This is a genomic window from Pseudomonas sp. FP2335 (assembly GCF_030687535.1).
In the GTDB taxonomy this organism is placed as follows: Bacteria; Pseudomonadota; Gammaproteobacteria; order Pseudomonadales; family Pseudomonadaceae; genus Aquipseudomonas.
Genome location: NZ_CP117437.1, coordinates 2,593,563 through 2,606,462, shown reverse-complemented (window position 1 = coordinate 2,606,462; position 12,900 = coordinate 2,593,563). Strand labels below are relative to the sequence as shown.

The 12,900-nt window shown below is 61.7% G+C and carries 10 protein-coding genes; 6 read left to right on the top strand and 4 right to left on the bottom strand.

All coding sequences use genetic code 11. The features are described 5' to 3' along the window. Nucleotides 1–110: 110 nt before the first annotated feature. Both PSH81_RS11620 and PSH81_RS11615 read left to right on the top strand, forming a co-directional pair. Complete coding sequence (locus PSH81_RS11620) at nt 111–1,538, top strand: nucleobase:cation symporter-2 family protein (RefSeq protein WP_305392566.1); 1,428 nt, start codon at nt 111–113, stop codon at nt 1,536–1,538. A gap of 12 nt (nt 1,539–1,550) precedes the next feature. Then, a complete protein-coding gene (locus PSH81_RS11615; protein ID WP_192299650.1) occupies nt 1,551–1,994 on the top strand; it encodes an LEA type 2 family protein in 444 nt (147 codons plus the stop codon). Nucleotides 1,995–2,141: 147 nt separating this feature from the next. Here the strand turns inward: PSH81_RS11615 and PSH81_RS11610 are convergent, their stop codons facing one another. Next, nucleotides 2,142–3,068, bottom strand: coding sequence for a carbon-nitrogen hydrolase family protein (locus PSH81_RS11610; RefSeq protein WP_192299651.1), 927 nt, complete (start codon nt 3,066–3,068; stop codon nt 2,142–2,144). 81 nt (nt 3,069–3,149) lie between these two features. Here PSH81_RS11610 and PSH81_RS11605 point away from each other — a divergent pair, with 81 nt between their 5' ends. Then, nucleotides 3,150–4,043 (top strand): LysR family transcriptional regulator, encoded by an 894-nt coding sequence (locus tag PSH81_RS11605; RefSeq protein WP_192299652.1) that lies wholly within the window; start codon nt 3,150–3,152, stop codon nt 4,041–4,043. Here PSH81_RS11605 and PSH81_RS11600 read toward each other — a convergent pair. Continuing rightward, entirely contained in the window at nt 4,036–4,290 is a 255-nt protein-coding gene (locus PSH81_RS11600) for a hypothetical protein (protein ID WP_003190904.1), read from the bottom strand. The two genes, PSH81_RS11605 and PSH81_RS11600, sit on opposite strands and share 8 nt — an antisense overlap. Before the next feature lie 163 nt (nt 4,291–4,453). Between PSH81_RS11600 and PSH81_RS11595 the strand changes: the two genes are divergently transcribed. After that, nucleotides 4,454–4,774 (top strand): YqjD family protein, encoded by a 321-nt coding sequence (locus PSH81_RS11595; protein ID WP_095015928.1) that lies wholly within the window; start codon nt 4,454–4,456, stop codon nt 4,772–4,774. A 34-nt stretch (nt 4,775–4,808) separates the two neighbouring features. On the opposite strand, the gene PSH81_RS11590 is transcribed toward PSH81_RS11595, so the two are convergent. Beyond that, complete coding sequence (locus PSH81_RS11590; RefSeq protein ID WP_192299653.1) at nt 4,809–5,846, bottom strand: Ldh family oxidoreductase; 1,038 nt, start codon at nt 5,844–5,846, stop codon at nt 4,809–4,811. A gap of 194 nt (nt 5,847–6,040) precedes the next feature. On the opposite strand from PSH81_RS11590, the gene PSH81_RS11585 reads away from it, so the two are divergent. Continuing rightward, the gene (locus tag PSH81_RS11585; RefSeq protein WP_305392565.1) at nt 6,041–11,185 is read left to right on the top strand and encodes a dermonecrotic toxin domain-containing protein; all 5,145 of its coding nucleotides are present in this window, start codon (nt 6,041–6,043) and stop codon (nt 11,183–11,185) included. 19 nt (nt 11,186–11,204) lie between these two features. Here the strand turns inward: PSH81_RS11585 and PSH81_RS11580 are convergent, their stop codons facing one another. Further along, complete coding sequence (locus PSH81_RS11580) at nt 11,205–11,474, bottom strand: PepSY domain-containing protein (RefSeq protein ID WP_192299655.1); 270 nt, start codon at nt 11,472–11,474, stop codon at nt 11,205–11,207. Between the two features lie 141 nt (nt 11,475–11,615). Between PSH81_RS11580 and PSH81_RS11575 the strand changes: the two genes are divergently transcribed. Further along, the gene (locus PSH81_RS11575; protein ID WP_305392564.1) at nt 11,616–12,611 is read left to right on the top strand and encodes a FecR family protein; all 996 of its coding nucleotides are present in this window, start codon (nt 11,616–11,618) and stop codon (nt 12,609–12,611) included. Nucleotides 12,612–12,900: the final 289 nt, after the last annotated feature.

The window sequence follows — 12,900 nt, the reverse complement described above, 5'->3', positions numbered from 1 at the left end:
CGGCAAGCAACCGCGTTTTATGCAGGGTCTTTATAAATATTTTTTTACACTTCTGGCGTTGGGCAGTTTCTGGCATCCTGCGCCTCCATTTTCTGACCCGAGCCATCATTTTGTCTGACGCTCAAGCCCCGCGCCCCCGCTATAAATCCGACCTGATCTACGGCCTCGAAGACCGTCCGCACTTCACTGCCGCGATTTTTGCCGCACTGCAGCACGTGTTGGCGAGTTTTGTCGGGATCATCACGCCCACCCTGATTGTCGGCGGCGTACTGGGCCTGGAAAGCGAAGTGCCCTATCTCGTGAGCATGGCGTTGTTCGTGTCGGGCCTCGGCACCTTTGTGCAGGCGCGCAAGTTCGGCCCCATCGGCTCTGGCTTACTGTGCCTGCAAGGCACCAGTTTCTCGTTTATCAGCGTGATCCTCAGTGCGGGGTTCATGGTCAAGGCCCGGGGCGGCGGCACCGATGAGATTCTGTCGACAATCTTCGGCATCTGCTTTTTTGCGGCGTTTATCGAAGTGGTGCTCAGCCAGTTCATCGGCAAACTGCGCAAATTGATCACCCCGGTGGTCACCGGCACCATCATTACCTTGATGGGGTTGTCGCTGATCAAGGTGGCGGTCACCGACATGGCCGGCGGTTTTGGCGCCCCGGACCTGGGCGCCGCCGGCAACATGGGCCTGGCGGCACTGGTGCTGCTGACCATTGTGGTCCTCAACCGCTTCAGCAATCCGTTCCTGCGCCTGGGTTCCATCGTCATCGGCCTGACCCTGGGCTTCGTGGTGGCCTGGATGATGGGCCGCGTGGACCTGGCGGCGCTGCCCCAGGTGCCGTTGATCAGCGTGCCGGTGCCGTTCAAATACGGCTTCTCGTTCGACTGGGTGGCGTTTATCCCGGTGGCGGTGATCTTCCTGATTTCGCCGTTGGAAGCGGCCGGCGACCTGACGGCCAACTCGATGATTTCCCAACAGCCGGTCAAGGGCCCGCTGTACATCAAGCGCATCAAATCGGGCCTGCTGGCCGACGGTCTCAACTCGGCGATGGCCGCGACCTTCAACAGCCTGCCAATGGTGACCTTTGCCCAGAACAACGGCGTGATCCAGTTGACCGGCGTGGCCAGCCGCTACGTGGCGTACTTTATCGCCGGCCTGCTGGTGCTGTTGGGGCTGTTCCCGATGATCGGCGCGGTGCTGCAGCTGATGCCCAAGCCGGTTCTGGGCGGCGCCACCCTGATCATGTTTGGCACTGTGGCCGTGGCCGGCATCAAGATCCTCGCCGAAGCCGGGCTGCACCGCCGCAACGTGCTGATCGTGGCGATCTCCCTCGGCATGGGCCTGGGCGTCGCCGCCGTACCGGAAGTGCTGCGCGACCTGCCCAAGGCGCTGCACAACATCTTCGAATCGCCGATTACCGTGGGTGCGTTCTGTGCAATCGTGCTGAACATTTTCTTGCCGGAAGAGTTCATAGAGCTGGAAGAAGATGAATTTGATCCGGAGTCCTCTACCCTCAAGGTGATGCAAGACCCGGACGTCACTAAATAGGAGCACCTTTGTATGCGCAAGCTCATGGTTGTAACGCTAATGCTGCTGACCTTGAGCGCCTGCGCGCTGTTCCCGCACCGTGACCCGGTGACCATCAACGTGGTGGGCATCGAACCGCTGCAAAGCCAGGAGCTGGAAGTGCGGTTCTTGGTGAAGCTGCGGGTGCAGAACCCCAATGAAACGGCGATCGACTACAACGGCGTGGCCCTGGACCTGGAAGTCAATGGCCACCCGTTGGCATCGGGAGTGAGCGATCAGGCCGGAAGCATCCCACGCTTTTCCGAGACGGTGCTGAAGGTGCCGGTGAGTGTTTCGGCGTTCTCGGTGTTGCGCCAGACCCTGGGCCTGAGCCAGACCCAGAGTTTGAACAACCTGCCCTACGTGCTGCGGGGCAAGCTGGCGGGCGGGCTGTTTGGCACCATGCGCTTCGTTGACCGCGGAACCCTGGACCTGTAGTGAGCGGGCTTGCCCCGCGCTGGGCGGCGAAGCCGCCCCAAACGGTCCGCCGCGGTGTATCAGAAAGACCGAGGCGTCTGGATTTGGGGCGGCTTCGCCCCCCAGCGAGGGCAAGCCCGCTCACTACAGGTTTTCAGCGGGTGCATGTCAGTCAGTGATAAAGCGCACCCCCGGCCTGGCCCGTTCATCCACGACCAACTCGAACACGTCCGGGCGGGCATAGTGCCCCACCACGTCGTAGTCATACCGCGCACGCACCAGCTCATCGGTATCGATCTGCGCCGTGAGCAACCCCGCCTCGCCCAGCAATGGCCCTGCCAGCACATCCCCCATCGGCCCGACAATCACGCTGCCACCGGCAATCAACGGCCGCTGCGCCGGCCAGTTGGCGATCTGCACACCTAACGCCTCGGGCGATGCCTGCACCTGACACGCACTGACCACAAAGCAGCGTCCCTCATGGGCGACATGACGCATGCTGACCTGCCACATCTCACGCTCGTCCACCGTCGGTGCGCACCACACCTCCACGCCCTTGGCGTACATCGCCGTGCGCAGCAGCGGCATCATGTTTTCCCAGCACACCGCACCGCCAACACGTCCGACCGCCGTGTCGATCACGGGTAACGTCGAGCCATCGCCCTTGCCCCAGATCAGCCGCTCGGTGCCGGTGGGCATCAGCTTGCGGTGCTTGGCCACCAGACCGCCTGCCGGTTCGAAGTACAACACGGTGCAATACAGGGTATTGCCACTGCGCTCGATCACACCAAGGACCAGGCTGGCGCCGGTACGCGCCGACAAGCCCGCCAGCGCGTCAGTCTCGGCGCCGGGCACGTCGATGGCATTGGCAAAATAGCGCGCAAAGGCCTCGCGCCCCTCCGGCAGCCGGTAGCCCAATTGCGTGCCGAAGCTTTCGCCCTTGGGATAGCCACCGAGCAACGCCTCGGGCATCACCACCAGTTGCGCGCCACTGCGCTGGATCTCGTCCTCGTAACCGAGGATTTGCGCAAGGGTGTCAGCCTTGCCGCCGGGCAAAGAACCGATTTGCAAAGCAGCTACAGTCGAAACAGGCATCACGATCACTCCGGAAAATGGGGTTGCCCATTCTCCCGCCAGCCTCGATCATGAATAAAGCCCAGTTCACTGCTGAATGATATGAGCCAAATGAATATCGCCAAGGTCGATCTGAACCTACTGAAAACCTTCGAAGCCCTGTACGACGAATCCAGCGCCAGCCGTGCGGCATTGCGCCTGGGCGTCACGCAATCGGCCGTCAGCGCCGGGCTGCGGCGCTTGCGTGAGGTGTATGAGGATCAGTTATTCGTGCGCACCGGCCGCGGGTTGGCGCCGACCTTGCGCGCCAATCAACTGAAACCGCTGATCAGCGAGGCCCTGGAACGCTGCCGGCAAAGCCTGGCCATGGTCAACCCGGATAACCAGCAATATCAGGGGCGCTCGGTGGTGCTGGGTTTGTCCGATGACTTCGAAATCGCTTACGGCCGCCGGCTGATACAAGCCATCGCACAACGGGCGCCGAAACTGCGGGTGATTTTCCGTCAGACCCACAGCCAGATCGTCGCCGGCGCCCTACTCGACCGCAGCCTGGACCTGGCGATCACGGCGGGCGGCTTTGCCCAGGGCAGGCTGAGCCGCCAGGTGTTGGGAGAAGGTGATTACCGCTGCCTGCTGGACTCGGACCAGGCGGGCATCAGCCTGGACGAGTTCGTCAGCCGCGAGCATGTGCTGGTGTCATCCGGCGGGTTTATCGGGATTACCGACGAGGGCTTGGCGGCCCAGGGTTTGAGCCGCCAGGTGTGTGCGTCCACCAGCCACTTTGCCGCGCTGCCGTTTCTGCTCAAGGGCAGCCAGGCGGTAGCGACCATTCCGGGGCATGCGGCGCAGGCCATCGCGCAGATGAGCGGCCTGCGTATGCTGCCGTGCCCGCTGGCGTTGCCGCGCTACCCGGTGGAACTGGGCTGGCGCACCCAGGCACAGCTGGATCCGATGTTACTGAAAGTGCGTGAAGCGATCGTGGCGAGCTTTATTTAGCCGCTGCCATCAACTTGTTGACCTCACTGCGCACCATGTTGGAAAACTCCGGCGGCGACATGCCGTCGAGTTCGGCGCGGACCCACTCGGCCCATTTACCCTTGCGCTTGGCACGCTCGCCGAACAAGCGCGCCGCTTCGCCCTTGGCCTTGCCCAGGTTGGTTTGCCACAGGTCGTAGAGGCGCGACTTTTCATCTTCCAGCTCGGCACGTTCGGCGAGGGTCTTGTTGGCCAGATTGAAGCTCATGTTGAAATACCTGCTGCACAAATAGGCGACATCTTACACTGTAGGTCCAAATTTCCTGATTCGGATTTTGCCCAAGACCCGGCGGCGGCAAAAAAAACGCAACTTTTGCCGCCGCCCGATACTCCATTGTTCACTGTCACATTCACTCGCAAGGAGTCACACAATGGCCCGCAAAACCGCTGCCCAAGCCGTCGAAGACCAAATCAAGGACCAAGCCTTCAGCGAACTGACCGCGCTGATCGAAGAATCGGACAAACTGCTCAAAAGCAGCGCATCCCTGGTGGGCGAAGAAGGCGAAACCCTGCGCGAGCAGGTTGCCATCAAGCTCAAGCAGGCGCTGGACTCGGTGTCCAGCGTGCGTGAACGCAGCAAGCCGGTGGTCGATGCCACCGAAACCTACATCGGTGGCCACCCTTGGCAGACCGTGGCCATTTCCGCAGGCTTTGGCCTGGTGGTCGGCCTGTTGCTCGGTCGCCGCAACTGAGTACGCCGGGCTGCGCCACTGGCGCAGCCCGCTTTCACGCTTCGGCCAGCGCCTGCAACTCGTGCAATTGCTGCGCCTCGATCTCGATCCCCTGCTCCAGCGACTTCGCCCGCGTGCGATGGCGCCGATCCCCCGGCAACCGCCGCAACCCCGCCGCATGCATCTGCCGCACCAGTTCCTGGCTGCGCTCGGCGAACGCCTGGCCGCTGGTTTTGCTCGGGTCGATCACGATCAACAGTTGGCCGGTCCAGGGCGTACGTGCGCCGGGGTGATCGGACCAATCGAACTCGAAGGAAAAATTGCCGCCGGTCAACGCTGCCGCGAGCAACTCCACCATCATCGACAACGCCGAGCCCTTGTGGCCACCGAACGGCAGCAAGGCGCCGCCTTCAAGAATGGCTCTGGGGTCCTGGGTCGGCTGGCCAAGGCCATCCACGCCCATGCCCGGCGGCAGGCGTTCGCCCTTGCGTGCGGCGATCTGCACGTCGCCATGGGCGATCGCACTGGTGGCCAGGTCGAACACAATCGGCAGACCGTCGGCACGCGGCGCGGCAAAGGCGATGGGGTTGGTGCCGAACAGCGGACGGTCGGCGCCGTGGGGCACCACGCAGGTCATGCTGTTGACCACGCTCAATGCCACCAGGCCTTCTTCGGCGAACGGTTCGACGTCCGGCCACAAGGCCGCAAAGTGATGGGAGTTATGAATCGCCAGCAACGCGATCCCGGCACTGCGGGCCTTCGCCACCAGCAGTGCCCTCGCCGCTTCCAGCGCCGGCTGGGCAAACCCGTTGCCGGCGTCGACCCTGACAAACCCCGAGGCCACATCGGTAACGACGGGCTCGGCCTTGCCGTTCACCCAGCCGCTGGCCAGGGTACTGAGGTAGCCGGGGATACGGAAAATGCCGTGGCTGTGCGCGCCGTCGCGCTCGGCCATCGCGCAGTTGTGCGCCAGCACGGCCGCCACGTGGGGCGAGGTGCCATGGCGTTCGAAAATGCGTTGCAGCAGTGCCACCAGGTCGGTGAAGCGGATACGAGCATGGGAACTGCCAAGTTGCGAGGACTGCGCAGACATCTGTAGCTCCGATTTTATGATTGGAAGGGGCGACAAGACTGGAAACCCAGGCCTGGGATTAAACAACGCCGACAGCACAGGCTGTCAATCGCCGTTTGATAACCCATCGGGATTTGCAGCAGTTATCTACCGCCGTATGCCAAGCCGAGGCTCCTACCCTGCCGCTCCAGACGCTGACCGACACGGAGCAAACGATGGCGCGCGTAACCCCACCCTATTTTTTCAACGAGTTCCTGCAGCCAGTCAGGAGGAAACAGCCAACCGAGCGCGAACAAGCCCTGGGTTTGACACTCAACGACCTCGACTGGCTGCACACGCTGTACTACGCCACCGATCACGCCCGCCAGAACACCGAACTGCGCAAGTACCCCATGCAAGTGGAGAAATTGCAGGTCAGCATGAAGGACCAGCCCGCGCTCCCACTGGCTGGGGCATTCATCATGAGCCCCAGCCCCGATGGCCAGAAGGCATTGCTGTACACGCCCTATGGCGGGATTGAGGTATTCGACAGCCGCGACGAGCTACTTACAGAGTTAAACAAGCGCATCAATATACAAAGCCAACGTACTGATTTAATTATTTTTTTATCAATATCTCAGCGTGCCAGATTCACCCCAGACCAGCCCTGCACCCTGACATCTTCGATCATCGACGGCGCCGTCATGCAGGATCAGGAGCATACCCTGCAGGCCTGCCAGCATCAGAATGCGCAGGACATGCTGGCGCAATTGCGCACCACGCCAACCCTGTCATGGATGCTCGATACGCTGCTCGGCATCATGGCGCGCTCGTACTTCTCCGGCCTGGATCAGCGCGATACACGCGTCAACACACGCCACCAAGACGCTTCGCAGTGGACCAGTTCTGTCCCTTTGAGTGAGGTGTTGTTGCAGTTCTACCTCAAGCAGGCGTGGCCCGGCAGCCAAACGCGCACATTCACCAACCCACGGCATGACACTCACGCCTTCACCGCCGCGCAGCTGGCAGCCGATCAGCGGCAGTGGGAAAGCCTGATCGAACAAACCGCCGGGATTCTGTCCAAACTGCTGAGCAGCCTGTTGCTGACGTGGTGGAATGAAGACATCGGCGGCGGCCGCTCACGGCTGGGGCTGTTTGCCCAGGTGATGAGTGACAAGTTCCGCGTCGACCTGCTGCTCAAGCGCCAGAACGGCATCCTGTCGGCCGAGGAAAGCCACCAACTGCTCGCCACCTTTCTTCCGGACCAGGCTGCACGCAGCGCCTGGCACGCACACCTGAACATCGACAAGGTGAAGATCCACGCGCCTTATCAACATTACGTGGAACTGGCTGCCACGTTGTTGATCAATGACACCCACGCCTACCTGTACACCCAGTCGCGCGGGTTGCAGCTGCTCAAGGACCTCGCCGACCTCAACGATACGCTGCTCGAGATGCTCAAGGCCGCCGGGCATCAGGATGAACTGCTCAACTTTCTGTCGCTGGACGAACGCAGCGTGTACATCGGCATGGATCAAGTGCAGATCAGCGGCGTGCCGGTACTCGCAGACGTGTTCGGCGAAATGGTTCAGGACATCGCCGCCAAACAATTGAGCAACCTGGAGCACGCCCTCGCGGTATATCGACGCAGTGAAGGGGCGGTGGACCTGGCAGCGTTGCTCGACTGTGCGCTGGACCTGCGCCACATGCTCGACAGTCGCTTGCTGGCGCTGGACGCGCAGGGACGCTGGAGCGCACACCCTGTCTCCAGCGACAACGGCCGCCCTTCCACGGTGCAAGCCGAACGTGCCAAACAACAGTTGCTCACTTTGCGCGCCGCCGACGCGGCACTGGCGATGCGCCGGCGCGAGCACCCCACGTTACGCACGCTGGCGACACAGGCGTTGGACAAAGAGTTGAACGAGCGCTCGCTGGCCTTGCACGCCGATGACGTCTACGTGAACACCTACGCCACCGAAGCCCGGCAAAAGGAAGACCGCAAGCCCCTGACCTCTGTGAGCATGGTCGATCACTTTATCCAGCGCTTGAGTCATGCAGCCCCACCTGTGGAAGAGACGCCGCAGTTAGGGTTCTATGGCAAACACCGCGCCGGCTTCTCCAGCCGCTGGAACAGCTTGAACGGTACAACCTTCAATGCGGTGATCGAACAGACCCTGGCGCCGTTCAGCAATCACGACATCCGCATGCTGCCGCGCCTGTTCCTGCGAAGCCATCAAGATGCCTTGAACGACGCGCTGATGCTGGGCTTGCGCAGTGAAGCCGAGCTGCGGCTGCTGAACAAAACCCTAAGCCCGGCGAGCCAGGCGATTGTCGACACGGTGTTGCGCCCCGATAGCATGACCCGCGTCAAACGGCACGGCCTCAAGGGCTTTCTGCCGGATGCGTTTGGCTTGACCCTCAAGGTCGGCACCGACGAGCGTGCGCACGCCCTGGCCAACTGCTTTGTACTCACGGAACGCGGTGGCCTGGACCCGGACCATTCGGGGCAAGCCGTGCTCTGGACCCCGCAACTGGGACATGAAGCGTTCGTATCGGTGCAGGCCCTGCGCGACAGTCTCGCGGTGCGCCTGTCAACCGCCGATGACCGTTTGATGCTGCTGGATAACCTGCCGATCGGCCTGCGCTGGCCTCATCAAACCTTCCAGCTCGGCCCGCTGCAACGTATCGACGAACACTTCCTGGAAAATCGCCAGCAGAGCTACCTCGATTACAGCCTCAACGCCATCGACTACTGGCTCGCCGCGCCGCTGGGGCCCCGACAGTTACAGGACTGCCTGGACAACCAAATGCTGCGTGCAGCACCTTCCAACCTGGGCCGCGCCACCGACATCGCCCGTGCGATGGTTCTGCAACAAGCATTGCCCGTCTGGCTGGGCATGGCGTCAGCCCAGGAGCAACAGCGGCATGCCGAGCTGCTTGAGCAATACCGCCTCAGTGCCCCCGATGACCGGGATTACCTGCACGCCCTGCCGCCCCTGCGCGACCACGTCGCCAGCGCCTTGCGCGCCCTGCTCAACGCTCGGTTTGACGGCTTCGGGCTGGACCCGGATGACATCCTGATCCCCACGCGAGTCATGCTCAACGGCCATAGCCAGAGCCTCACCGATTTTGCCCAACGCCACCTGCCACACCTGCTGGCCGACACGCTCAAACCGTTTTCGCGCACCCGCACACCCCTGCCCCCGACCCTGGACGGTGCGGCGCTGGTGCAGTTGATTCGCCAGTTGGACATCGCCAAGACTTACCGCGCCTTGCTCGATACCCACCTGAGCGCAGACACCGAAGATGCCCGTAAGCGCAAAGCGTTGTTCTGCCAGCAGCTACCGTGGCAGCTGTTGAGCCATGCCCACGAAGAAAAACTCGAAGAACGCTTGAGTGCGACGGCCTGGAGCTTTGTGCAACAGGTCTTTGATATGCCGGATGCCATAGCACGGGCGAGTGTCAGCGGGGTGACCGCGATGATTCGGCCACTGGAACTGGTGGCCACGCCTGGCGCGACGCCGGCCAGGGCCCGGGGCATTTACCTGATCGGCCCACACACCGGGGCCTCCGGGCCCCAGGTGCTGTACGCCCCCTACTGCCCGACGCAGACATTGACAGAGTTCCCCCGCGAGGAGGACCTGCTCGACCAACTCAACCGTCCGGGACCTTTGCAGGACTGGGTAATTCGCCAACTGGACGATCCCCAGCGCGCCACCTATCGGCATTTGATGCAGGCGCACGCGCGCAGCCCTTCCAGCGATCTGGGCCTGGCCTCGTCGCCGGTGCGCGGCAACCTGCTGCCGCTGCTGTTCGATGACAACACGCAACAGCTGGCAAGAATGCTTGGCAGCCAATTTGACCCCAACGGCAAGAGTGCCTGGGACGCTGTCACCAGCCTGTTCGGCAAGGGTATACCCATGGCCCTGCAATTTATCAGCGGCAAGCTTCAGTACCCGCTTGCGGTGTGGCGCAGCTACAAGCTGTTCAAGGCGTCAGCGGAAAGCTTGCAAAACCAACGCTGGGCCGAAGGCATGAGACCCTTCATCCAGGGCGTGGCGACCCTGGCCTTACTGCGCAGTCGCCTCGACCAGCCGTTCAAGCCACGCCATCCTCCCGCCGGCCCCGCGCCCGAGATGCCGGATGAAGCCGGCCCTGGCGCAGCAACCACCCTGGAGACCCTGGACATCACCGACCCTTTGCGCACCCGATTGCGGCACTTTGAAAATGTCGATATTTCACTGATAGACCTGCAACGTCGCGCCCCGCAGCAACCGTACTCGCACCCTGTGAGCAAGCGGACCTACGTACCAGTGGCGGGCAAGGTGTACCCGGTGACGAAAGCCGGCGCGCGTTGGCGGATTGTCCTCGACGAAGAAATAGGCCCGTATGTCGAACGCAACGCACGAGGTGAATGGGTGTTCGACCTATCCCAACACCATCCACGCCTCGGCCCGACGTTGTCGCGTTACATCGGCCGCAGGCAAACCCGTTCGGCTGAGCGCGATGCCATCAATATCGAGGCCGTCGGGCTACCGGCCATCACCGCGCTCTCGCCGTGGAAGGCCCAGTGCATCAACGAAGGCCTCAACGTCGCGACGTATTACGCGGTGACCTGCAAGCGCAATATCGTGCAGTTCGCCACGGCCCCTAAACCGGGCTCGCGCGTCGGCTTGTTCCTGACCGAGATGTTCGGGGTGCTGAGCTTCAGCCCCTCGCAACTGCAAAAAATCGAGCAGCGCGTGGACGAGATACTCGATGCGCTGGTAGACCCGACCCTGACCAACCTCGACTCAGGTCGATTTGTCACCGGCACCGCACGCTGGAGCCCGCGGGACACCTACGCATTCACCCTGCCAGATGATGTGCAGAAAAAAATCTACCTGCTGGATCGCTTTTTCGACCCGCAGATGGACGTGTATGAGAACCGCTTGAAAACACCATTCAACATCTCTGCCCACGCCCGCGCGACGATCATCATGCATGAGATCTCGCACTTCAAATGCAACACCGAAGACCTGGCCTACCTGGACAGCATGCGTCCGTTCCACGACCTGATCAACGTCGGCACCCTGCACGGCCAGTTGCTGTACACCGACCTGTCGGACTTGCGCACCACCGCCTTGTCGACGCTGACGCCAGCGAGCCTGTTATTCAAGACCTGGGACAGTCTGTCGCAACGCTGGGAAGACCTGGGTCGATTTGGCGGGGTGCACGGGCGCGACCGGGTGTTCAAACTGACCGGCGCGAAGACGCTGGATGATGCGCGGCATATCTTCATGAGTGACGCGGACAAGCGTATCGATACGATCCTGGCCAATGCCGATTCGCTGACGTACCTGATCAGTCACTTGGGGCGCGAGTTGGATGAGGGGGCCTGAAACGGCCCCCTGGAGGGCGTCAGTCTTTCTGGTCGCGCAGGATATTGCCGGAGGCGCCATCGATGCGCGCTTCATAGACGGTGCCATCGGATTTGCGGCCTTTGACTTCCCAGTAGCCATTGTCATCGGCTTCGGCCGCATAGACCTCGATATAACCGGCCTTTGTCTTGGCGACTTCGATCGCCTTTTCAATCGGGATCCAGCCCGCCCCCGGCTTGTCCGCCAAGGCGGCGCCAGCGCTGAGCAGCGCGGAGGTTGCACACAGGGCGACTAAGGTTTTCTTCAGCATATTCGTTCTCCATTGTAAGAATGTCCTGAGATTTTTAGGCAGCCACAAACGAGAATAAGTTCCAATTGGCGTGCAATCACCATGATGGCAGTTCTCGGCCCATGCCTGGGAGGTTAGAATGTGGGAAATCAGGACGTTTAAATGACAGAAAAGTCTCTTTCAGAAGCCGAATATGACGCGATCACCGACGCCGCCGCGCATTGGTGCATGCGTTTGCACGCGCACGATTGCACGCCCGCCGAGCGTCAGGCTTTTGAACAGTGGCACGATGCTGATCCGCTGCACGCCTTTGAATACGCGGCCATGCTGGAGATCTGGGACGTTGCCGACCACCTGCCGCGCAACGAAGCCTTGGCAGCGGTAGTGCCGTTCAAGCCCCGCAGGCGTCTGCGCCAGTACGCGATAGCCGCGGCAATCTGCCTGGCGGCGCTGCCCGTGGCGGCGTTCACCGGCTGGGAAGCCGGCTGGCTGCCGAGTTCCTACGAACGCTTCGAGGCGTCCACCGGCTTGCGCCAAGTGACCTTGGGTGACGGCAGCCAGGTGGAGTTGAACCTGGGCACCGAGCTGGTCTTCAGCAATTACAAGGATCAGCGCCGGGTCGTCCTGAAAAAAGGCGAGGCGTTTTTCAAGGTCAGCCATGACAGCACCCATCCATTCATCGTACGCGCTGGCGAAGGTCAGGTACGCGTAACCGGCACGCAGTTCAACGTCTGGAAGTACGAAGATCAGGTGCGGGTGATGCTACTCGAAGGCTCGGTACAGATCGCCAGCGATCAGGTGCACGGCAGCGTACCGCTGACGCCGGGCATGCAGGCCAGTTATCGCCTGGGCGACGCGACACCGCAGGTCCAGGCGTTCAACGCCAATGACACGGCCCTGGCCTGGCGCCAGGGCAAGCTGGTGCTCGACAACCTGGCGTTGGCCGACGCGTTGCCGCTGATCAACCGCTACCTCAACAAGGCGGTGATGCTGGCCGATGCCAACACTGGCGCGATCCGCATCGGCGGTATCTACAACATCAATGAAGTCAACAATCTCATCCCCTCGCTGCCCAAGGTCCTGCCGGTCTACCTGACCCAGAACCAGGACGGCAATCCCGTACTCAATTCCATCCCGCGTAAAGCGCCGAAAGGCTGAGCCCTGCCTGCAGGACCGGGCGCCCTTGCGTCTGCAGTGTCCATTTTTGAAACACCTCCCTGCCCTGAACCGCCCATGCAGCGCGGATTCACGGTTTTGTCATGTGTGCTGTTACAGCGCTGATACAGCTGGGTGAAACGTTTACGGTGTGGCCGGCGGTGGGCACCTGGCGGGCAGGTGTCTCATCCGTGAAACAGCGCCGATAGCACTTTGCTGCGTGAAATACGCAAGCCATTGAATAACAACAACAATTAAAAAGCGGCACGCCTTCTGCTCTATCCCTTACAGC

What these genes read in the sequence shown, in the direction of transcription:
- PSH81_RS11615 (WP_192299650.1), top strand. Translation starts at nt 1,551, where the DNA reads ATGCGCAAGCTCATGGTTGTAACGCTAATGCTGCTGACCTTGAGCGCC.
- PSH81_RS11610 (WP_192299651.1), bottom strand. Translation starts at nt 3,068, where the DNA reads ATGCCTGTTTCGACTGTAGCTGCTTTGCAAATCGGTTCTTTGCCCGGC.
- PSH81_RS11605 (WP_192299652.1), top strand. Translation starts at nt 3,150, where the DNA reads ATGAGCCAAATGAATATCGCCAAGGTCGATCTGAACCTACTGAAAACC.
- PSH81_RS11600 (WP_003190904.1), bottom strand. Translation starts at nt 4,290, where the DNA reads ATGAGCTTCAATCTGGCCAACAAGACCCTCGCCGAACGTGCCGAGCTG.
- PSH81_RS11595 (WP_095015928.1), top strand. Translation starts at nt 4,454, where the DNA reads ATGGCCCGCAAAACCGCTGCCCAAGCCGTCGAAGACCAAATCAAGGAC.
- PSH81_RS11590 (WP_192299653.1), bottom strand. Translation starts at nt 5,846, where the DNA reads ATGTCTGCGCAGTCCTCGCAACTTGGCAGTTCCCATGCTCGTATCCGC.
- PSH81_RS11585 (WP_305392565.1), top strand. Translation starts at nt 6,041, where the DNA reads ATGGCGCGCGTAACCCCACCCTATTTTTTCAACGAGTTCCTGCAGCCA.
- PSH81_RS11580 (WP_192299655.1), bottom strand. Translation starts at nt 11,474, where the DNA reads ATGCTGAAGAAAACCTTAGTCGCCCTGTGTGCAACCTCCGCGCTGCTC.
- PSH81_RS11575 (WP_305392564.1), top strand. Translation starts at nt 11,616, where the DNA reads ATGACAGAAAAGTCTCTTTCAGAAGCCGAATATGACGCGATCACCGAC.